The sequence below is a fragment of the Micromonospora sp. RTBAU3-60 genome (assembly GCF_054963695.1).
In genome coordinates this window covers 29,269-50,675 of the sequence record NZ_JBUEGB010000008.1, presented here as the reverse complement: position 1 = coordinate 50,675, position 21,407 = coordinate 29,269, and the positions used below count along the sequence as shown (strand labels likewise).

Annotated in this window: 15 protein-coding genes and 2 pseudogenes; 8 read left to right on the top strand and 9 right to left on the bottom strand. The window is 74.5% G+C overall.

Annotation, left to right across the window (positions count from 1 at the left end; translation table 11 throughout):
• The first annotated feature begins 30 nt into the window (after positions 1-30).
• The 7 genes and pseudogenes from kdgD to ACY34I_RS10480 form a co-directional block, all read left to right on the top strand.
• Entirely contained in the window at positions 31-1,017 is a 987-nt protein-coding gene (kdgD, locus tag ACY34I_RS10510) for a 5-dehydro-4-deoxyglucarate dehydratase (RefSeq protein ID WP_222870446.1), read from the top strand.
• A gap of 28 nt (positions 1,018-1,045) precedes the next feature.
• Positions 1,046-2,377, top strand: coding sequence for an enolase C-terminal domain-like protein (locus ACY34I_RS10505; RefSeq protein ID WP_462754437.1), 1,332 nt, complete (start codon positions 1,046-1,048; stop codon positions 2,375-2,377).
• A 31-nt stretch (positions 2,378-2,408) separates the two neighbouring features.
• Positions 2,409-3,560, top strand: coding sequence for an L-talarate/galactarate dehydratase (locus ACY34I_RS10500; protein WP_462754435.1), 1,152 nt, complete (start codon positions 2,409-2,411; stop codon positions 3,558-3,560).
• A gap of 23 nt (positions 3,561-3,583) precedes the next feature.
• Positions 3,584-5,098: an aldehyde dehydrogenase (NADP(+)) gene (locus tag ACY34I_RS10495; protein ID WP_462754433.1), complete on the top strand. Its 1,515-nt coding sequence runs from the start codon at positions 3,584-3,586 to the stop codon at positions 5,096-5,098.
• A gap of 96 nt (positions 5,099-5,194) precedes the next feature.
• Positions 5,195-6,127: an AEC family transporter gene (locus ACY34I_RS10490; protein ID WP_462754432.1), complete on the top strand. Its 933-nt coding sequence runs from the start codon at positions 5,195-5,197 to the stop codon at positions 6,125-6,127.
• Positions 6,128-6,225: 98 nt separating this feature from the next.
• Positions 6,226-7,743, top strand: coding sequence for a malate dehydrogenase (quinone) (gene mqo, locus ACY34I_RS10485; RefSeq protein ID WP_462754430.1), 1,518 nt, complete (start codon positions 6,226-6,228; stop codon positions 7,741-7,743).
• Positions 7,740-8,120: pseudogene (locus ACY34I_RS10480) on the top strand (FAD-binding oxidoreductase); the annotation flags it as partial. The gene mqo and the pseudogene ACY34I_RS10480, both read left to right, overlap by 4 nt.
• A gap of 90 nt (positions 8,121-8,210) precedes the next feature.
• On the opposite strand, the pseudogene ACY34I_RS10475 reads toward ACY34I_RS10480, so the two are convergent.
• From ACY34I_RS10475 to ACY34I_RS10465, 3 genes and pseudogenes are all read right to left on the bottom strand, one after another.
• Positions 8,211-8,537: pseudogene (locus ACY34I_RS10475) on the bottom strand (oxidoreductase); the annotation flags it as partial.
• A gap of 62 nt (positions 8,538-8,599) precedes the next feature.
• Complete coding sequence (locus ACY34I_RS10470) at positions 8,600-9,892, bottom strand: dicarboxylate/amino acid:cation symporter (RefSeq protein ID WP_462754613.1); 1,293 nt, start codon at positions 9,890-9,892, stop codon at positions 8,600-8,602.
• 215 nt (positions 9,893-10,107) lie between these two features.
• Positions 10,108-11,256 carry an FAD-binding oxidoreductase gene (locus ACY34I_RS10465; protein ID WP_462754428.1) on the bottom strand — a complete coding sequence of 383 codons (1,149 nt, stop codon included), beginning with the start codon at positions 11,254-11,256 and terminating at the stop codon, positions 10,108-10,110.
• Between ACY34I_RS10465 and ACY34I_RS10460 the strand changes: the two genes are divergently transcribed.
• Positions 11,188-11,790, top strand: a complete 603-nt coding sequence (locus ACY34I_RS10460; RefSeq protein WP_462754427.1) for an oxidoreductase — start codon at positions 11,188-11,190, stop codon at positions 11,788-11,790. The two genes, ACY34I_RS10465 and ACY34I_RS10460, sit on opposite strands and share 69 nt — an antisense overlap.
• A 72-nt stretch (positions 11,791-11,862) precedes the next feature.
• Here ACY34I_RS10460 and ACY34I_RS10455 read toward each other — a convergent pair whose 3' ends face one another.
• The 6 genes from ACY34I_RS10455 to ACY34I_RS10430 form a co-directional block, all read right to left on the bottom strand.
• On the bottom strand, positions 11,863-15,351 hold the full coding sequence (locus tag ACY34I_RS10455; RefSeq protein ID WP_462754426.1) for an ATP-binding cassette domain-containing protein: 3,489 nt from the start codon (positions 15,349-15,351) through the stop codon (positions 11,863-11,865).
• Between the two features lie 89 nt (positions 15,352-15,440).
• Positions 15,441-16,034: a TetR/AcrR family transcriptional regulator gene (locus tag ACY34I_RS10450; protein ID WP_462754424.1), complete on the bottom strand. Its 594-nt coding sequence runs from the start codon at positions 16,032-16,034 to the stop codon at positions 15,441-15,443.
• Positions 16,035-16,114: 80 nt separating this feature from the next.
• Positions 16,115-18,265, bottom strand: coding sequence for a YhgE/Pip family protein (locus ACY34I_RS10445; RefSeq protein WP_462754422.1), 2,151 nt, complete (start codon positions 18,263-18,265; stop codon positions 16,115-16,117).
• Complete coding sequence (locus ACY34I_RS10440; RefSeq protein WP_462754420.1) at positions 18,262-18,987, bottom strand: ATP-binding cassette domain-containing protein; 726 nt, start codon at positions 18,985-18,987, stop codon at positions 18,262-18,264. Before ACY34I_RS10440 ends, ACY34I_RS10445 begins: the two co-directional genes overlap by 4 nt.
• Positions 18,988-19,140: 153 nt before the next feature.
• Complete coding sequence (locus ACY34I_RS10435) at positions 19,141-19,980, bottom strand: GNAT family N-acetyltransferase (protein ID WP_148794942.1); 840 nt, start codon at positions 19,978-19,980, stop codon at positions 19,141-19,143.
• 89 nt (positions 19,981-20,069) lie between these two features.
• Entirely contained in the window at positions 20,070-21,296 is a 1,227-nt protein-coding gene (locus ACY34I_RS10430; RefSeq protein ID WP_462754417.1) for an MFS transporter, read from the bottom strand.
• Positions 21,297-21,407 lie beyond the last annotated feature (111 nt).

Genomic DNA, 21,407 nt, shown 5'->3' with positions numbered 1-21,407 from the left:
CTTGGACATGCATCGTCAACGGTTCCTACGGTGACCCCGACCACCGTCCGCGCCCTTGATCGGCTGCGGCGCGGACCCGCTGGACCCAAGGACACGATCACCGTGACGCTGCTATCCCCGGACGCTCTCGCTGACCGCCTGAAGTCGGGCCTGCTCTCCTTCCCCGTCACCCACTTCGACGCCGACCTGCAGTTCGACGAGGCCCGGTACCGCGAGCACCTGGCCTGGCAGGCGAGCTTCGACGTCGCCGGCCTGTTCGCCGCGGGCGGCACCGGCGAGGGCTTCTCGCTCACCTCCGCCGAGCTGGACCGGGTCGTCCGGGCCGCCGTCGACGAGGTGGCGGGCAAGGTCCCGGTCATCGCGCCGGCGACCGGCGGCACCGCCCTCTCCGTCGCCCAGGCACAGGCCGCCCAGGCCGCCGGCGCCGACGGCGTGCTGCTGTTCCCGCCGTACCTCACCGAGGCCAGCCAGCACGGCCTGGTCGAGCACATCAGCGCCGTGTGCCGCGCGACCGACCTCGGCGTCATCGTCTACAGCCGGGCGAACGCGGTGCTCACCGACGCCACCGTCGCCGAGATCGCCGACCGCAACCCGAACCTGATCGGGCTCAAGGACGGCATCGGCGACATCGAGCGGATGACCCGCACGTACGCCCGGGTCGGCGACCGGCTCATCTACATCGGCGGGCTGCCGACGGCCGAGACGTTCGCCCTGCCGCTGCTGCAACTCGGCGTGAGCACCTACTCCTCGGCGCTGTACAACTTCCTGCCCGAGTTCGCGCTCCGGTTCTACGCGGCCGTCCGCGCCCAGGACCGGCCCGCGGTCTACCGGATGCTCACCGACTTCGTGATCCCCTATCTGGACATCCGGGACCGGGCCAAGGGGTACGCCGTCTCCATCATCAAGGCCGGCCTGACCGCGGTCGGCCGCGACGGCGGCCCGGTCCGGCCCCCGCTGGCCGACCTGACCGAGACCGAGCTCGCCGAGCTGACCACCCTGATCGAGAAGATCTCCTGACCAGCTCACCGACACCGAGAGGATGGCGATGACCGGCCGCACCCCGACCGTGGCCCGTGTCGAGGCGGTGCCCGTCGCGGGGCACGACAGCATGCTGCTCAACCTCAGCGGCGCGCACGGGCCCTTCTTCACCCGCAACATCGCCATCGTCACGGACAGCGAGGGCCGGATCGGTGTCGGCGAGGTGCCCGGCGGCGAGGCGATCCGCCGCACCATCGAGGAGGCCGGCCCGCTGCTGGTCGGGCAGCCGATCGCCCGGTACGCCCGGCTGCTGCGCGCGGTCGGCGACGCGTTCGCCGACCGCGACGCCGGCGGGCGCGGGCTGCAGACCTTCGACCTGCGGACCACGGTCCACGCGGTGACCGCGCTGGAGTCCGCGCTGCTGGACCTGCTCGGCCAGCACCTCGGCGTGCCCGTGGCGGAGTTGCTCGGCGACGGGCAGCAACGCGACGCAGTGCCGATGCTCGGCTACCTCTTCTACGTCGGTGACCGCCGCTGCACGGACCTGCCCTACCTCGCCGAACCCGACCCCGCCGACGACTGGGAGCGGCTGCGCCGGGAACCGGCGCTGACCCCCGACGCGATCGTGGCGCTGGCCGAGGCGGCGCGCGCCCGCTACGGGTTCACCGACTTCAAGCTCAAGGGTGGCGTGCTGGCCGGCGAGCAGGAGATCGCCGCGGTCCGCGCCCTCGCCGCGCGGTTCCCGGACGCCCGCATCACGCTCGACCCGAACGGCGGCTGGCTGCTGGCCGAGGCCGTCGAGCTCTGCCGCGACCTGCACGGTGTGCTGGCGTACGCGGAGGATCCGGTCGGCGCCGAGGGCGGATTCTCCGGTCGCGAGGTGATGGCGGAGTTTCGGCGGCGCACCGGCCTGCCGACGGCCACCAACATGATCGCCACCGACTGGCGCCAGCTGGCCCACGCGGTCCGGTCGAACGCGGTCGACATCCCCCTGGCCGATCCGCACTTCTGGACGATGCGCGGCTCGGTCCGGGTCGCCCAGCTGTGCCACGAGTTCGGCCTCACCTGGGGCTCGCACTCCAACAACCACTTCGACATCTCGCTGGCGATGTTCACCCACGCGGGCGCGGCCGCCCCCGGCGAGATCACCGCCCTCGACACGCACTGGATCTGGCAGGACGGGCAGTCGCTCACCCGGGCGCCGCTGCGCATCCGGGACGGGCGGATCGCCGTGCCCACCGCGCCCGGACTGGGGATCGAGCTGGACCGCGACGCCCTGGCGGCCGCGCACGAGCTGTACCTGGCGCACGGCCTCGGCGCCCGCGACGACGCGGTCGCGATGAAGTACCTCGTCCCCGGCTGGGCGTTCGACCCCAAGCGCCCCTGCCTGGTCCGCTGACGACCGCCCTGACGCCCGAGCAAGGAGAGACATGACCAGCGCCAACCCTTCCGCCGTGCTCGACCGGATCGAGTCGGTGACCCTCTCGTCGGTCACCCTGCCGCTGCCCACCGGGATCAGCGACGCGAAGGTGCTCACCGGCCGGCAGCGGCCGATGACGGAGGTGGCGTTCCTCTTCGCCGAGATCCGCACCGAGGCCGGCTTCGAGGGCGTCGGCTTCAGCTACTCCAAGCGGGCCGGCGGGCCGGCCCAGTTCGCGCACGCCCGGGAGGTCGCCCCCGACCTGATCGGCGAGGACCCCAGCGACATCGGCCGGCTCTGGACCAAGCTCGTCTGGGCCGGCGCCTCGGTCGGGCGCAGCGGCGCGGCCACCCAGGCGCTGGCCGCGATCGACGTCGCACTCTGGGACCTCAAGGCGAAGCGGGCCGGGCTGCCGCTGGCCAAGCTGCTGGGCGCCCACCGCGACTCGGTCCGCTGCTACAACACCTCCGGGGGCTTCCTGCACGAGCCGATCGAGCAGGTGCTGGAGAACGCGACGCGGACCCTGGAGTCGGGCGTCGGCGGCATCAAGATCAAGGTGGGCCAGCCCGACTCGGCGGAGGACCTGCGCCGGGTCCGCGCCGTCCGGGAACACCTCGGCGAGGCCGTACCGTTCATGGTCGACGCCAACCAGCAGTGGGACCGGCCAACCGCCATGCGGGTCGGCCGGGCGCTGGAGGAGTTCGGGCTGGTGTGGATCGAGGAGCCGCTGGACGCGTACGACGCCGAGGGGCACGCCCAGCTCGCCCGGTCGCTGGACACCGCGGTGGCCACCGGCGAGATGCTGACCAGCGTCGCGGAGCACTACGAACTGATCCGCGCCGGCGCGGTGGACATCCTCCAGCCCGACGCCCCCCGCATCGGCGGCATCACCCAGTTCCTCAAGCTCGCCACGCTGGCCGACCACAGCAACCTGCAACTGGCGCCGCACTTCGCCATGGAGATCCACGTGCACCTGGCGGCCGCCTACCCGCACGAGCCCTGGGTGGAGCACTTCGACTGGCTGTACCCGCTGTTCAACGAGCGCCTGGAGACGCGCGGCGGGCGCATGTACCTTTCCGAGCGGCCGGGCCTGGGCGTCACGCTGAGCGAGCAGGCCCGCGCCTGGACCGTGGACCGGGTCCACGTCACCGCCGCCCGCTGAACCACACCTTGGAGGTAATCCGCATGTCCGACGTCGTCAGCATCGACCCCCGGACCGGCCAGGCGGTCGAGGTCGTCGCCCAGGAGACGACCACCGCCGAGGTGGACCGGCTCTGCGCGGCCGCCCTCGCCGCCGCCCCCGGCCTGGAGGCGCTCGGCCGCGGCGGGCGGGCGGCGCTGCTGCGTACCCTCGCCGACGCGCTCGAGGCCCGGCGCGAGGACGTCGTCGCCGTCGCCGACCGGGAGACGGCGCTCGGCCCGACCCGGCTGACCGGCGAGCTCACCCGAACCTGCTACCAGCTGCGCCTGTTCGCCGAGGTGCTGGACGAGGGCAGCTACCTCGAGGCGACGATCGACCACGCCGGCGACACCCCGATGGGTCCCCGCCCCGACCTGCGCCGGATGCTCGTCCCGATCGGCCCGGTCGCGGTCTTCGGCGCCAGCAACTTCCCGCTGGCCTTCTCCGTGCCCGGCGGCGACACCGCCTCGGCGCTCGCGGCCGGCTGCCCGGTGGTGGTCAAGGCGCACGGTTCCCACCCCGCCACCTCGCAGCTGGTGTTCGACATCCTGGCGACCGCCGCCGGCAAGGCCGGCGCACCCGACGGCACACTGGGCCTGGTCCACGGCATGCCGGCCGGCGCGGACCTCGTCGCGCACCCGGCGATCCGGGCCGTGGGCTTCACCGGTTCGGTCACCGGCGGGCGGGCGCTGCTGCAGATCATCGAGCGGCGGCCCGACCCGGTGCCGTTCTTCGGTGAGCTCAGCAGCCTCAACCCCGTCGTCGTGACGCCGCAGGCGGCCGCGGAGCGGGGGTCGGCGATCGGCGGCGAACTCGTCGGCTCCTTCACCCTCGGCGGCGGCCAGTTCTGCACCAAGCCCGGCCTGGTGTTCGTGCCGGGCGGCCCGGACGGCGACGCGGTGGTCGACGCCATGGCGGAGGCGGTCCGGGCGAGCGGCGCTCCGGTGCTGCTCAACGAGGGCATCGCCGCCGCGTACGACCGGATCGCCGGCGGCCTCGCCGCGGCGCCCGGCGTCACGGTGCTGGCCCGCGGTGCGGAGCCGGAGGGTGCCGGCTTCGAGGCGGCGCCGCTGCTGCTGGCGACGTCGGCGCGGGGGCTGCCGCCACAGGTCACCGAGGAGTGCTTCGGGCCGGTGTCGGTGGTGGCCCGCTACGACGGTCCAACCGAGCTGTTCGCCGCGTTGGACGGGATGCCCTCGTCGCTGACCGCGACCGTGCTGCGCGGCCAGGGCGAGACGGAGCTGCCCCTGGCGGTCTCCGAGCAGGTGCGCCCGCGGGCCGGTCGGCTGATCTACGACGCCTACCCGACCGGCGTGGCCGTTTCCTGGGCCCAGCACCACGGTGGGCCGTGGCCGTCGACCAACACGCAGCACACCTCCGTGGGCACCACGGCGATCCGGCGGTTCCTGCGCCCGGTCACCTGGCAGGGGGCACCCGCCGACCTGCTCCCGCCCGAGCTCGCCGACGACTACCGCGCCATCCCGCGGCGGGTCGACGGCGTTCTCGAGCTGCCCCGATGACCATCCGGACCGCCGTCGCGCCGCCGGCCGCCGCGCGGCGGCCGGCGGACGCCGGATCCGCCGCGGCATGAGCGGCACGGCCGCGGACACCGCCGGGTGAACGCCGTCATCGGCGGCTTCGCCGCCCTGGTCGCGGTGATCGCCGTCGGCTGGATCGTCGGCCGGGCCGGCATCCTGGGCCCCGGCGCCGGGGCCGTGCTGTCGCGGTTGTCCTACTTCGTGGCGACGCCCGCACTGCTGCTGCTCACGCTGGCGAAGGCCGATCCGGCGGCGCTCGTGTCGGCCGCCCTCGTCGCCACCGCCGGCAGCGCGCTGCTCAGCGCGCTGCTGTACGCGGCGCTGGCCCGGTGGCGCTGGCGGTCGTCGCCGGCCGCGCTGGCGGTCGGCGGCCTCGCCTCGGGCTACGTCAACGCGGGCAACCTGGGCGTACCCATCGCGGCCTACGTCCTCGGGGACGCGTCGTTCGTGGCCCCGGTGCTGCTGTTCCAGGTGCTGGTCATGGCACCCATCGGGCTGGCCGTCCTGGCCGGCTCCCATCCGGCGGGCGACGCCCCGGCCCGCTGGCGGCTGCTCACCCAGCCGCTCCGTACGCCGGTCGTGGTGGGCTGCGGCCTGGGTGTGCTCGTCGCGGCCACCGGCCTGAAGCTGCCGCCGCTGGTGCTCCAGCCAATCGAGCTCACCGCCGCGCTCGCGGTGCCCGCCGCGTTGCTGGCGTACGGCATGAGCCTGCACGGGGCACCACGTCCCGCGTCCGGCGACGGGGCATCGCGGGTGTGGCTGGCCGTGGCGCTGAAGACCCTCGCCCAGCCGGCGCTGGCCTACGCCCTCGGTCGGTGGGCCGCCGGCCTCTCGGGGGTGGCGTTGCTGGCGGTCACGGTCACCTCGGCCCTGCCGACCGCGCAGAACGTCTTCGTCTACGCCTCGTCCTACGACCGGGACACCTTGCTGGCGCGGGACACCGTGCTGCTCACCACCGTCCTGTCCGTGCCCGTGCTCGTCGGGCTCGCCGTGCTGCTGGGCGGCACCTGAACACCATCCCGCGGGTTCGGAGCGCGATTCCGCGAAGGTATTCACCCATGCCCGGGCGGACTTGGACAGGCATCGTCGCGGGCTTCTAGCGTGGCGGCATGATCGTGTCGAGGAGCGGCTCGGACGAGGACTGGGACGCCGTCCTCGTCGGCGGCGGGATCATGAGCGCCACCCTGGGCGTGCTGCTGAGCGAGGTGCAGCCGGACTGGCGGATCGCGGTCGTCGAGCGGCTCGACGAGGCCGGTCTCGAGAGTTCGAGCGCCTGGCACAACGCCGGCACGGGCCACGCCGGGCTCTGCGAGTTCAACTACACGCCCCGCCGTCCCGACGGCACCGTGGACGCGTCGAGCGCGGTACGGATCGGCGAGCAGTTCGTCTCCTCCCTGGTCTTCTGGTCGCGTCTGGTGGAGCGGGGAATGCTCGGACCGCCCGCGGCGTTCGTCCGCTCGGTCCCGCACCTGGGCTTCGGCCGCGGCGCGGACGGCGTGGCGTACCTGCGGGCCCGGTGGGAGGCCCTGCGGGACCATCCGCTCTTCGCCGACCTGGAGTTCACCCAGGACCCCGACGCTCTCGCCGCCTGGCTGCCGCTGATGTGCCGGGGCCGGACCGGGGACGAACCGGTGGCGGCCACCCGCTCGACACAGGGGACGGATGTCGACTTCGGCGTCCTCACCCGGCAACTCCTGTCGGCCCTGCGGGCGCGCGGCGGCACGGTACGCACCGACCAGGAGGTCAGGTCCCTGCGCCGGCACGGGAGCACCTGGCTGGTGCAGGTCCGCGACCGCCGGACGGGGCACCGCCGGCGGCTGCGGACGCCGTACGTCTTCGTCGGGGCCGGGGGCGGGACCCTGCCGCTGCTGCAGTCGGCCCGGATCCCGGAGATCCGGCGGTACGGCGCCTTCCCGATCAGTGGCCAGTTCCTGCGTACCGACCGGCCCGAACTCGTGGCCGCCCACCGGGGCAAGGCGTACGGGCACGCCGCGCCGGGCGCCCCGCCGATCTCGGTGCCGCACCTGGACCTGCGCGTCGTGGACGGGCGGGAGAGCCTGCTCTTCGGACCGTTCGCGGCCTTCTCCCCCCGCTTCCTCACCCGCGGCCGGTGGACCGACCTGCCGCGCTCGGTCCGGCCCGGCAACCTCCCGGTGCTGCTGGCCGCCGCCCGGGACAACCGCTCGCTGGTGGCCTACCTCGTCCGCCAGGTCACCCAGTCGGCGGCCGCCCGGACCGCCGCACTACGCCAGTTCGTGCCGTCCGCGCGGGCCGACGACTGGACGCTGCTGACCGCCGGCCAGCGGGTGCAGATCCTCAAGAAGACCGGCGGTCGCGGCACGATGGTGGGCTTCGGCACCGAGATCGTCACCTCGGCGGGTGGCTCCCTGGCAGCCCTGCTCGGCGCCTCGCCCGGCGCCTCGACCGCCGCGTCGACCATGCTCGACGTGCTCGCCGCGAGCTTTCCCGAACGGATGCCGGAGTGGGGACCACGGCTTGAGCAGCTCGCCCCGTCCACCGAGACGGTGCGACAGCTCGACCCCGACCGGCTCGGCGACACCCTGGCCCGCGCCCGCCGGGTGCTCGGCCTGGTGCCGGTGACCACGACGGGGGCGAAGCGCTCGTGACCGCGGACCTCATCGGCCGACTGCGGCAGGTGGTCGGGCCCGCCGCCGTACTCACCGACCCGGCCGACCTGGCCGGCTACGGCAGCGACTGGCGTGCCGCGTACGCGGGCACCGCCGCAGCGGTCGTGCGGCCGGGCCGGACGGAGGAGGTGGCCGCGGTCGTCGCGCGGTGCGCCGAGGCGGGCGTGGCGGTGGTCCCGCAGGGCGGCAACACGGGGCTGTGCGGCGGGGCGGTCCCGGACCTCTCCGGCCGTCAGGTGGTGCTCTCCCTGACCCGGATGCGGCGCGTCCGCGACCTCGACGTCGCCAACCAGACCATCACGGTGGAGGCCGGCGCGGTCCTGCGGTCGGTGCAGGAGGCCGCCACCGCCGCCGGCCAGCTCTTCCCGCTCTCGCTGGGCGCAGAGGGGAGCTGCACGATCGGCGGCCGGCACGCCGCCCCGGTGGCCGGCCCACGGCCGGTACGTCGACGCCTTGAACCCGGCGTGCGCCAGCTGCACGGCCGGCACCGCCCCCTGCGCGGTGAGGAACGCGGTGACCGGCCGCCACGCGTCGACGTGCGCGTCGGACCAGAGCCCGGTGTCCTGGGGGCTGATCCGACCCTCGGGCACCACGGCGGTGGCCTCGGTGATGATCAACCCGGCCCCGCCGACGGCGCGGGAACCGAGGTGGACGCGGTGCCAGTCGGTGGGCAGGCCGTCCGGGCCGGCGCTGTACTGGCACATCGGGGCCATGGCGACCCGGTTGGGCAGGGTGACGCCGCGCAGGGCGAGCGGGGTGAACAGGGCGCTCATGCGGGTGATCCTCCTCGGATACGCCGAAGGAGGGCCCGGGGGCCCTCCTTCGTGCGACGTGCTCAGGCGGGGACGGGGGCGAGCCGTTCGGCGGGCCGGTCCGTCTCGTCCGCGTCGACCAGGTCTCGCTTGCCGGCCGAGTCGTACGCCGTCCGGTCGAGGGTGCCCTCGCGGGCGGCCACGATGGTCGGCACGAGCGCCTGGCCGGCCACGTTGGTGGCGGTGCGGATCATGTCCAGGATCGGGTCGATGGCCAGCAGCAGGCCGGCGCCGGCCAGCGGCAGGCCCAGCGTGCTCAGGGTCAGGGTGAGCATGACGATCGCGCCGGTCAGACCCGCCGTGGCGGCCGAGCCGACCACCGAGACGAAGGCGATCAGCAGGTAGTCGGTGACGCCCAGGTGCACCCCGAACACCTGCGCCACGAAGATCGCGGCCAGGGCCGGGTAGATGGCCGCGCAGCCGTCCATCTTCGTGGTGGCGCCGAACGGCACCGCGAAGGAGGCGTACTCCCGGGGGACGCCGAGCCGCTCGACCGAGCGCTGGGTCACCGGCATGGTGCCCACCGAGGAGCGCGATACGAAGGCCAGCTCGATGGCGGGCCAGGCGCCGGCGAAGAAGCGCAGCGGGTTGAGCCGGCCGGCGGCCACCAGCAGCAGCGGGTAGACCACGAAGAGCACGATCGCGCAGCCGACGTAGACGGCGGTGGTGAACTTGGCGAGCGGGGCCAGCAGGTCCCAGCCGTACGAGGCGACGGCGTTGCCGATCAGGCCGAGCGTGCCGATCGGGGCGAGCCGGATGACCCACCAGAGCGCCTTCTGCACGATGGCCAGCACCGAGCGGTTGAGCGCCACGAACGGCTCGGCGGCCTCACCGATCAGCAGGGCGGCGGCGCCGACCACCAGGGCGAGGAAGACGATCTGGAGGACGTTGCCCTCGACGAACGCGCCGACCGGGTTGGTCGGGACGATGCCGGTGAGGAAGTCGGTCCAGGAGCCGGTCTTCTTCGGCGCGGCGGCGCCGGCCAGGTCGAGGGTGACCCCCTTGCCCGGGTCGGTGAGCAGGCCGAGGCCGATGCCGAGGCTCACCGCGATCAGTGCGGTGATGCCGAACCAGAGCAGGGTCTTCAGTGCCAGCCGGGCGGCGTTGGCCACGCCGCGCAGGCTGACCACGCTGACCACGATGGCGGTGAAGACCAGCGGGGGTACGGCCAGCTTGAGGAGCTGGACGAAGAGGTGGCCGACGGTGTCGAGGGTGCTGGTCAGCCAGGCGAGGTCGTTGGCGCGGGCGAGGAAGCCGAGCGCCACGCCGAGTACGAGGCCGAGCAGGATCTGCAGAGAGAAGGGGAACTTGCGCAGGGCGGAGGCCATGAGGATGCGTCCAAGGTCTGGGAGAGGGCGGTCGGGGGCAGCGTCAGGAACGAGGCTGCGCCGGACAGATGCCGCTGGCCTGCCGTCGGAGGTCGACGTACAGGCGCACGGTCAGGTGCCAGACGTTGGTCATCGCCCGCCGAGGCTACTCCCCGCCCAGCCAGCGGCGGAAGGATCGACGAGAGTGATGCTCCTTACAGCCGTCAGCCCGGCAGCACCTTCCCGGGATTCATCAGCCCGCGCGGGTCGAACAGCCGCTTGAGCCCCCGCATCAGCTCCAGCTCCTGGCCGTCCTTGTAGTCGGCGATGATCTCCCGCTTCGCCTGCCCGAGCCCGTGCTCGGCGCTGATGCTCCCGTCGAACGCGCCGGCCGCGTCGTAGATGACGCGGGCGAGGGTCGCGGCGCGCGCCCGGAACTCGGCGTCGTCGCCGCCCTCGGGTTTGCTGAGGTTGTAGTGCAGGTTGCCGTCGCCGATGTGGCCGTACGCCACGATCCGGATGCCCGGGACGGCCTCCTCGAGCGCCCGGTCGGTGCGGGCCACGAACGCCGGGATGCGGCTGACCGGCACGCTGACGTCGTGCTTGAGGCTGGGGCCCTCGTGGTTCTGTGCCTCCGAGATGCCCTCGCGCAGTGCCCACAGGGCGGCGGCCTGCGCCGGGCCGGCGGCGACGACGGCGTCCACCACCACACCCTTCTCGAACGCCTCGCCCAGCGCCGACTCGATCACCTCGTCGAGGCCGGCGGCGGGCAGCGTGTCGCTGAGCTCCACCAGCGCGTACCAGGGCTGGCGGTCGCCGAGCGGGTCACGCGCGCCCGTCACGTGGCGCAGCACGAACTCCACACTCTGCCGGGACATGATCTCGAAGCCGGTCAGCCGGTCGCCGGCCAGTTCCCGGAGCACACCGATCAGCTCGACCGCCGCCTGCGGGTTCGGCAGGGCCACCCAGGCCGTCGCGCGGCTGCGGACCGCGGGAAAGAGCTTCAGCACGGCTGCGGTGATCACGCCGAGCGTGCCCTCCGAGCCGATGAACAGCTGCTTGAGGTCGTAGCCGGTGTTGTCCTTCCGCAGTCCGCGCAGCCCGTTCCAGATCCGCCCGTCCGGGAGCACGACCTCCAGCCCGAGGGTCAGGTCGCGCATCGTCCCGTAGCGGAGCACGCCGGTCCCGCCGGCGTTGGTCGCGAGGTCGTCGAGGGCGGCTGGACGCCGGTCGGCCCCGGCGGCGAGCCGTTCCTGCCCGACTACCGGCGGCCGACCGCGCTCGACCAGGCCGGCATCGCCCGGGTGGTCGAGGCGTTCGCCGTCGCCGCCGGGCGGGCGCTGGACGCCGGCTTCCGCGCCGTGGAGATCCACGCCGCGCACGGGTACCTGCTGCACGAGTTCCTCTCCCCGCTGACCAACCACCGGGACGACGCGTACGGCGGCGACCGGGCGGGCCGGATGCGGCTCACCCTGGAGGTGGCCCGGGCGGTCCGCGCCACCGTCGGCGAGGCGGTGCCGGTGCTCACCCGGATCTCCGCCACGGACTGGGTGGACGGCGGGTGGACCGTCGAGGACAGCGTGGTGCTCGCCGGCGAGCTGGCCGCCGCCGGCGTGGACGTGGTGGACGCCTCCTCCGGGGGCGCCTCGGCCGGGGCGAGCATCCCGGTCGGCCCGGGCTACCAGGTGCCCCTGGCCGCCCGGATCCGCCGCGACGCGGGCGTGCCGACCGGCGCGGTCGGCCTGATCGTCGAGCCGGAGCAGGCCGAGCAGATCGTCGCCGGCGGCGAGGCTGACCTGGTGCTGCTCGGCCGGGAGCTGCTGCGTGACCCGTACTGGCCGCGCCGCGCCGCCGCCAAGCTCGGCGCCACCCCCGACTGGCCGAACCAGTACACCCGCGCCTTCTGACCCCACCCCTATTTCGCCGATGTGGCGGTATCCCGGCGCCGGGATACCGCCATATCGCGCATTGGGTGCCGATCAGCCGGCCAGGTGCCCCCAGTCGTTCTCCAGGTCGCGCCACGACCCCTGCGCCACCACCGCCCCGTCGACCAGCACCACGACGTGGTCGGCCCGGACCAGCGCGGCGCGTTTGGCGGTCGAGCCGACCACGGTCACCCCGTGCTCCCGCAGCGCCGCCCAGAGCGCCAGCTCGGTGGTGACGTCCAGGGCGGACGACACGTCGTCGGCGACCAGCAGCTCGGTACGCGGTGCCAGCGCCCGGGCCAGCGCCAGCCGCTGGAGCTGCCCGCCGGAGAGCCGGGTGCCCTTGTGCCCGATGAGCAGCCCGAGCCCGCCCCCGGCGGCGGCCAGGTCGTGGTCGAGCTGGGCGGTCGACACCGCCTCGGCGGCGTCCACCTGGTGCCCGAGCGCGATGTTGTCGGCCACGGTGCCGGAGAGCACCCGGGGCAGCTGCCCGACGTACCCGACCTGGTTGGGACGGAGGAACAGCTCCGGCTCGGTCACCGGCTCGCCGTTCCAGCGCAGCGTGCCGGTGTGGTGGACGATCCCGGCGAGGGCCCGCAGCAGCGACGACTTGCCGGAGCCGACCGGCCCGACCACCAGCACCAGCTGCCCCCGGTCGACGGTGAGGTCGACGTCCCGGACGGCGAGGGCGCCGTCGGAGTGCAGCGCGCCGAACCCGGCGAGCTCCAGCCGGCGCAACGGGTGCCGGGGCGGCGGCTCCGGCGCCGGGGCGGTCCCGGCGGCCAGGTCCACCCCCGGCACCGCCGCGGAGTACGTGCCGACCCCGGTCATCGCCACGGTCCGCCGGGTCCACACCCGCGCCGACGGGTAGTGCGAGACCAGCGACGCGGTGGTCCAGGCGAACCAGCGGGCCGCCCCCAGGGTGGAGACCGCCACCAGGGTCGCTCCGGCGGAGAGCCCGCCGGCCAGGTAGAGCGCCCACGCCCCGATCGGCAGCAGCCCGCTGGCCATCGACGGGGTGGACCGGGCCCACACCTGCATGGCGATCTCCCGGCGTTGCCGGTCGCTGCGGACGGTGTCCAGCGCCGCGAGATGGTCCAGCACCGGCCCGGTGGCGCCGGCGAGCTTCACCGTACGGGCGGCGGAGAGCGAGGAGACCAGCGCGGTGGCGAACGCGGCCCGGGCCTTGACGGTGCCGCCGGCCGTGCGTTCCAGCCGGGGCGCGAACAGCGTCGCTGCCAGCCCGGAGACCACCATCGTCCCGAGGAAGAACAGCCCCGGCACGAAGCTGCCCGTCACCAGGGTCATGGTGATCACGATGGCCAGCGAGATGAACTGGTCCATCAGGTTGTCGGCGAGCTGCACCACCCGTTCGGTGTCGCCGCCCTGGGCGACCACCTCGGCGGGGGTGTGCTTGCTGACCCGGCGGGCACCGGTCTGCCCGTGCACCAGGCGCAGGCTGATCCGCAGCATCTGCCGGATCCACCACTGCGGGAACCAGAGGTTGGTCAGGTACGGCAGCGGCAGGACGACCAGCAGCGCGGCCACGATGCCCAACGCCGGCAGCCAGGGGTCTCCCCCGGCGATCACCTCGGCCCAGAGCCAGGGCAGCACCGAGCCGTCCAGCCCGAGCAGGGTCAGCACGACGAACAGGCCGATGGAGACCAGGCCGTACCGGGGGTCGTTGGTGCCCAGCCGCAGGATCTCCCGCAGCGTCCGCGCGGGCGGCGCGGTGGGCAGCGGCGGCGGTTCGGTACGCGGCGCGGCGACCTGCCGCGGCACGGTGACCTGGTCGGCCGGCCCGTCGACCCACCCGTCATCCGGTCCGTCGAGCAGCTCCACCCCGCCGCGGCGACCACCGGTCCCGGCGTACGCGCTGGCGTGGCTGGTGGCGAGCAGCTCGGCGAAGCGGGCGGACTCGCGCAGCGGGCCGGCCTCCAGCACGGCACCGTCGCCCATCACCACGACCTCGTCGCAGCGGCGCACCGAGGAGAGCCGGTGCGCGATGACGATGCCGATCCGGCCGGCGAGCAGCCGTTCGGTGGCCTGGCGTACCCGGGTCTCGGTGACCGGGTCGAGCCGGGCGGTGGCCTCGTCGAGGATTACCACCTGCGGGTCCCGGACCAGGATCCGGGCGAACGCCACGAGCTGCTCCTGCCCGGCGGAGAGCGCCTGCCCACCCTCACCCAGCCGGGTGTGCACCCCGTCGGGCAGTTCGGCGATCCAGCCGGCCAGGCCCAGCTCCTCCAGCGCCCGGGTGGCGTCGTCGAGCAGGGCCGGGTCGAACAGGGCCACGTTCTCGGCGAGGGTGCCGGCCAGGATCTCGGTGCGCTGCGGCACCACCGCGATCCACCGGCGCAGCGCCTCGACGTCCAGGTCGACCAGGTCGGTGTCGCCGAGGAACACGCTGCCGCGCGGCACGTCCACGGCGCGGGTGAGCACCTTCGCCAACGTCGACTTGCCCGACCCGGTCCGCCCGACCAGCGCGTACGACCGGCCGCGGGCGAAGGTGAGCCGGATGTCGCGCAGCGCCGGCCCCCGCTCGTCCCCGACGGCGGGGTAACGGAAGGTGAGCCCGCGGACGGTCAGGTCCGCGTCGACCGGGGCGAGACCGCCGGCGGGCTCCTGCGGGGCGGTGGAGAGCAGCTGCACCCGGGCCCAGGCGCCGAGCGCGTACTGCAGGTGCGGCACCCAGCGGGCGATGTGCTCGACGGTCGCGCCGAAGGCGAGGGCGAGCAGCCAGATCGCGGTGAGCCGGGCGCCGTCGACCCGGTCGGTGGCGAGCGCCCACGCCCCGGCGAGCACCACGGCGGCGATGCCGGCCCGGATGCCGCCGGCGGCGAGCGCGGTGACCTGGGCGGACATCCGGAACACCCGGCCGCCCCGGGCGATCACCTCGGCGGCCCGGCGGGCGTAGAGGCGCAGCACGTACGGCCGGGCCAGGCTGGTCCGCACGTCGTCCTGGCCGTGCACCGCCTCCTCCATCACGGCGGCGAGGTCGGACCAGGCCTCCTCCTCGGCCATCCGGGCCGGGGCGATCCGGCTGGTGGGGCGGCGCAGCACCACGCCGAGCAGCACGGTCAGCACGATCATCCCGACGCCGGCCGGCCACCAGACGACCAGCGCGCTGACCGTGGCGAGCAGGCAGACGCCGAGCCCCTGCACCAGGCGTACGCCGGTGTTCCGCATCTCGGAGGCCACCTGGTAGACGTCGTTGTCGATGCGGTCGAGCAGCTCGCCGACCGGGGTGGTCTCCAGGGTGGGCAGGTCCTGCCCGAGCGCCACCCGACACAGCCGCCGCCGCACGTCGGCGGACCAGTCTGCGGTGAGGCCGGCCATCAGCAGCCCGATGAGCAGGTCGCTGACCACGACGGCGACCAGCGCCACGGCCAGGGCGGTGAACCAGCCGACCGACCGGTGCACCAGCACCGGCCCGGCCAGGGCGGACGCGGCCGCCTGACCGCCGGCGCCGAGCACGATGAGCAGGAGGACGACCGCCATCCGACGTGGTGCGGTGGCCCAGAGGTCGCGGAGCAGGCGCATGGACAGTCCTCCGGACTCGGGTCGGTGGGGGCGGTGACTCCAGCCTTCCTGTCCGGCCCGGCCGGCTCAAACCATTTACGGGCGGCCGGTCACGTCTGGGCGACCCGGCGGACGATGCCCAGCAGGGCCTCCTGCACGTCCTCGATCGGGCGGTCGGGCTGGAAGACCAGCCAGTCCACGGCCACCACCAGACCCACGCCGAACAGCGCCGAGCTGGCCGTCCGCACGTCCAGGTCGGCGGGCAGGTCACCGCTGGCCACGCCGGCCCGTACGGTCTCCGCGATCACCTCGATCGCCTCGCCGCGCAGCAGCCGCAGGGTCTGCTGCCACTCCCGGTTGGTGCGCCACATCTCGGAGAGCAGGAGCTGGGCGAAGGCCCGGTAACGGCGGATGTACTCCAGCTCGGCGCGGACCAGCGCGGCGAGCGCCTCGCGGGGCGGCAGCCCGTCGACCGCGGCGCGGAAGTCGGCGGTGAGCAGGCCGATGCCGTGCCGCAGCAACTCCTCGAAGAGGACCGTCTTGGACTCGAAGTTGTAGTAGACGGTCCCCTTCGCCACCCCGGCCCGGGCGGCGATGTCGTCCACGGTGGTGGCGGAGAAGCCCTGCTCGGCGATGAGCTCCACCGCCGCCACGAAGAGGCGCTGGCGGGTGTCCTCCCGCCGGCGCGACCGTCCGTCCGTCACTCGCCCTCCCCGTCGACCGTCCGTACGCCGCAGCGACCCGCGCGGGCCGGGCGCGGCTGCCGTACGGCCCACGAGCATCCTCACATGGTCAGTTCAGGGTGCAGCTTGGCCGGGGTGAGCCGGCGGGACCGGCGGGCCGCGCCGACGGTGAGCGCCAGCGCGCCCACCCCGAAGGCGACCAGCACCAGCGCCCCGGTGACCACCGGCCCGGCCGGGCCGCCGTTGATGGTGTGCCGCAGCCCGGCCACCACGTACGTCATCGGCAGCCAGGGGTGGATCGCCTGGAAGAAGCCGGGCGAGGTCTGCACCGGGTAGGTGCCGCCGGAGGAGGTGAGCTGCAGCATCAGCAGGGCGAGCGCGGCGAGCCGGCCGGCCGGGCCGAGCGCCACGCCGAGCAGCTGCATGATCGCGGTGAACGCCAGCGAGGCCAGCGCGAGCAGGCCCAGCGTCGCCGGCCCGTGCTGCGGGTCGAGGCCGAGCACCAGGGTGACCACGGTGAACAGCACCGCGGCCTGGGCCAGGCCGATCGCCGCGGCCGGCAGCCAGCCGGCGAGGGCGACCCGCCAGCCGGGCGCGCCGGACATCACGTGCCGCCGGTTGACCGGCCGCAGCAGCATGTACGTGATCATCGCGCCGACCCAGAGTGCCAGGGCGAGGAAGTAGGGGGCGAAGCCCACCCCGTACGAGCCGGCCGGGTGGTGCGCGCTGCGGATCAGGCCGACCGGGTCGCCGAGGATGCCGGAGCGGGTGTCCGCGTCGTGGTATCCGGGCAGCTTCCGCTCGCCGGCCGCCAGCCCGTCGGCGAGCTCGCCGGCGCCGCCCTCCAGCTTGGTCAACCCGTCGGCGAGCCGGTTGCTGCCGCTGCTGAGCTGGGCCAGGCCGCCATCGAGCTGCCGGGCGCCGGTGGCGAGCCGGTAGAGCCCGCCGCGGAGCTGGTCGGCCCCGTCCGCGGCGCTGCCCAGCCCGTCGCGGAGCTTGGCGCTGCCCTGAGCCAGCGTGTTGAGCCCGCTGGCGAGCTGGTCGATCTGGGCGCGGGCGGTGGCGACGTCGTCGGCCAGGTGCGGCGCGGCGGCGGCGACCTCCTGGGCGGTCTGTGCCACCTCGGTCATCTGCTTCTTGAGCGCGGCCAGGTCGGTCTGGTCGAGCGCGGCCGTCATGGCGCGGGCCGCGGTGACCGCCCGCCCGGCGGCCTGCCGGGCGGCGACCAGGTTGGGGTCGTCGGCCAGCTCGGGGTGTGCCTGCACCACCGCGTCGAGGCGGTCGCGGACCTGCTCCGCCTGGGTCACCACCTCGTCGGCCCTGGCCGGCAGCGCGTCCAGGCCGTCGGCGAGCGCCTGCGCGCCCTCCGCGACCAGGGTGGCGGCCCGCTGGATGTCGGCGGCGTTCTTACGCAGCAGCGGCTCGTACCGGTCGGCGGCGGTGTCCACCTTCGCCGCGGCGGCGCGGGTCTCGGTGGCCGCCCGGTTGGCGCCGTCGGCGATCTGCGCCGCGCCGGTGTAGAGCTGGTCGAGGCCGCTCGCGAGCTGGTCGGCGCCCTGCACGGACTGGTTGAGGCCGCCCGCGAGCTGCCCGGCGCCGTCCTCGGCGGTGCCCAGTCCGTCGGCGAGTTGCCCGGCCCCCTGTTGCGAGGTGCCGAGCCCGTCGTGGAGCTTCCCGGCCCCGTCGGCGGCCCGGCCGGTCTCGGCCTTGGCGTCGGTGAAGCCGATCAGCATCTTGTCGAAGTACGACGCGGCGGTGCTCTCCGCGGCGGCGGCCCGGATCTCGCTGAAGGCGGAGCGGGCGAGCAGCCCGGACAGGTAGTTGGTGGCGTCGTCGTTGACCACCTTCAGCTCGCCCCGGCGGGCGGGTCGGTCGGGCTCGGGGCTGGCGACGAGGGTGGCGGAGAAGTCGGCGGGGATCGAGAAGACCAGGTGGTATCGCCCGTCGCGCAGCCCTTCGGTCGCGTCGGCCTGGTCGGTCACCGTCCAGCCGAAGACCTTCCGGTCCAGCAGTTCGTCGGTGAGGTCCCGGCCGGCGTGCACCTCGGTGCCGTCGCCGGCCTTGGCCGGCTGGTCGGCGTTGACCAGGGCGACCGGGATCCGGTCGAGGTTCCCGTACGGGTCCCAGAAGGCGTAGAGGTAGAGGGCGCCGTAGAGCAGCGGGATGACGGTGAGGACGGCGAGCGCGGCGCGCGGCAGCCGGCCCCGGGTCATCCGGCGCAGCTCGAAGAGCGCGAGTCGAACGACGCTCATGCGTTCACCTCGGGGGTCTGGTCCCGGTCGACGGCGGCGCGCGGCGCGACCAGGGCGGGGGTGGGGAGGGACGGGTCGCCAATCCGGTGCACGATCGCGGTGGCGCCCGGCTCGACGGCCCGGGCGCTGGCGATCACCGCGTACCCCTGGCCGGCGAGCCGGGCCAGCGCGGCCCAGAGCCACTCCCGCTCGGGGGCGTCGGAGCCGGCGTCCACGTCGTCGGCGACGATCAGGTTCGGGCCGCTGAGGCTGGCCAGCACCAGGCCGAGCACCTGCCGCTCGACGGGGGTGAGGTCCCGGCCGTACCGGTCGGGGTCGAGGGGGGCGTCAGTGAGGCCGGCGCCGGCGATCGCGGCGGCGAAGGCGTCCCGGCGGTACGCGCGCCCGGCCCGCACCGCGGCGACCGGAACGAGTTGCTGGCGGCGACGCGGCACCGGCCCGAGCAGCAGCAGCCGCTCCTGGATGTGTTCGGCCACGGTCAGCGTCGGGTCGGGCTCGTGCACCCCGGCGACCTGCCCGAGCGCGGCAGGCCCCCGGCGGCGCAGCTCTCCCTCGCTGTGCGGGAAGCGCCCGGCCAGCGTGAGCAGCAGCGAGGTACGCCCGCTGCCGGGCGGACCGGTCACCGCGTGCAGCTCTCCCGCCTCGGCGGTGAGGTCGACGTCCCGGTACACCCAGCCGCGGCGGGTCCGCAGCCCGAGCCCGCTGGCCTCGACGATCTTCATCGCCCCGTCCCGAAATCTAAACTGACTGGTCAGTGCAAAAACATGCCCAGCATAGCGCCGGCTGTCCGGTTCGGCGCAATTCGGAGCGGCGTGATCCCGGCCATGCCGGGTTGGCAGCGGCCCCTGCTACGGAAGGAGGCCCTTCGTTACACCTCAGAAGAGCACGGTGGCGAGCGTGCCCACCGGGCGGAAGCCACAGCGCTCGTAGACCCGCCGGGCGGGCAGGTTGAAGTCGTTGACGTAGAGGCTGACCGTGGGGGCGACCCGGATCAGCGCGTCCCGGACCACCGCCGCCATGGCCGCCGTGGCGATCCCCCGGCCCCGCCACTCCGGCGCGACCCAGACCCCCTGCACCTGGGCGGTCCGCCTGGTGACCACGGCCAACTCGGCCTTGAAGATCACCTTGCCGTCCGCGAACCGGGCGTAGGCGCGGCCCGCGCGGACCAGGTCGGCCACCCGCCGCCGGTAGCCGCGCCCGCCGTCCTCGGCCAGCGGCGAGACGCCGACCTCCTCGGTGTACATCGCCACGGCCGCCGGGAAGAGCCGGTCGACCTCACCGCTGCGCACCCGGCGCACCTCCGGGTCGGCCGCCACGGTGGGCAGGGCGTCCGCGGCCAGCAGCGGCTGGTTGGGGCGTACGTCACGGGCCGGCCCCCAGTAGGCGGAGAGGCGGTCCCAGAGCCCGAGCACCGCGTCGGCCCGCCCGACGATCGAGGAGCAGAGCCGCTCCTCGGTGCTCAACTGGTCGGCGAAGGCCGCCACCGCCGGCGGCGTGGCGAGCACCGGCGTGAGGTTGCCGCCCAGCCAACAGATCGACTCCAGGTTGCGGCGGCTGCCATAGCCCAGGATCCGCCCCTCGGCCCGCCACCAGGCCAGCCCGCGGGCGGCCACCCGCTCGGCGACCTGCGCGCCGGCGTACGGATCGAGGTCCAGCAACCGCTCGACCGCGCGGCGCTCCGACTCCCCCAGTTGGCGTACCGGCACCGTCAGCACAGGTACCAGCCTGCCAGATGCACCCCGACACGCGCGGGCTGACCTGCGGACCGTGGCGGGATGTCCGGACCGGATCGCCGAGCGGCGACTCAGCCCATCGGGACCAGCACGGGGGCCGGCTCGGCCGGGCGGGTCCGCCCGGCCCAGGCCACCACCGGCGGCACCAGCACCCCGAGCAGCAGGAACAGCCCACCGAGCAGCAACCACCCGGGTGCGCCCCAGCCGACCGCCAGGGTGGTCACCACCACCGGTGCCACCATCGAGCCGAGCTGCATGCCCATCCCGTAGGCGCCCTGATACTGGCCCTGCGCGTGCGCCGGGGCGAGGCCGAACGAGATGCCCCAGCCGGCCGCGGCGTGCCACAGTTCGCCCACCACGTGCACCAGTGCCCCGCCGAGCAGCAGCGGCACGGCGACCGCGGTGGGTACGCCGCCACTGGCCGCGAAGAGCGCGCAGGCGACCGCGATGACCGCGCCGGCCCGCCGCGCGGCCCGGCCGGCGCCGGTCAGGTCCTCGGTGCCCCGCGAGGCGCGGACCTGGAAGAGCACCACGACGACCGTGTTGACCAGCAGGCACGCCGAGATGAGCCAGCGCGGGGCGGTGGTGTGCCCGGCGATCCAGAGCGGCAGGGCGATGTTGATCAGCCCGAAGTGCATCGACATCAACCCGTCGAGCACGGTGAAGGCGAGGAACGGGCGGTCCCGCAGGGCGATCAGCCGCGGCCCGTGCGCCGGCACCGGCACCGGCGGCACGGGTGGCAGCCGGAGCAGCACCGCGGCCGCCACCAGGTACGTGGCGCAGTCGAGCAGGATCAGCGACACGTACGCGGTCCGGCTGTCGGCGGCCAGGGCGACGCCGGCCAGCACCGTGCCGACCGAGATCCCGACGTTGGTGACCGCGCGCAGGTAGGCCCGGGTGCGCACCCGCTGGTCCGGGGGCACCGCGCCGGCGATCAGCGCGCCCCGGGCGCCCCGGGTGGCCGAGTCGGCGACCGCCATCAGCACCCCGACCAGCAGGAAGCCGGCGAAGGAGCGGACGGCCACCAGCGCGGCGGTGAATCCGGCGGAGGCGAGCAGCGCGCCGATCTGGAGGCCACGCGGGCCGAGCCGGTCGGCCAGGTAGCCCATCGGCGTGCTGGCCACCAGGCTCACCAGCGCGGTGACGGTGAGGCCGAGGCCGACCTGGGCCACCGTGAGCCCGACCGAGCGGGTCAGGAAGAGCGCGCTGGCGGTCAGCCAGGTGCCGCGGCCGACGGTGTTGACCAGCGTGGAGAGGGCGAGGATCCGGGACGGGCCCGGTTCGGGAAGCAGGCGCACGCCGACGAGCTTAACAAGACGTACGTACGGTTTGTGGCCTACCCCGGAAACGTCTTGTCGACGATGCGTTGCCGATATATCGTTGATGCATCGGTGATACGACGACAGAAG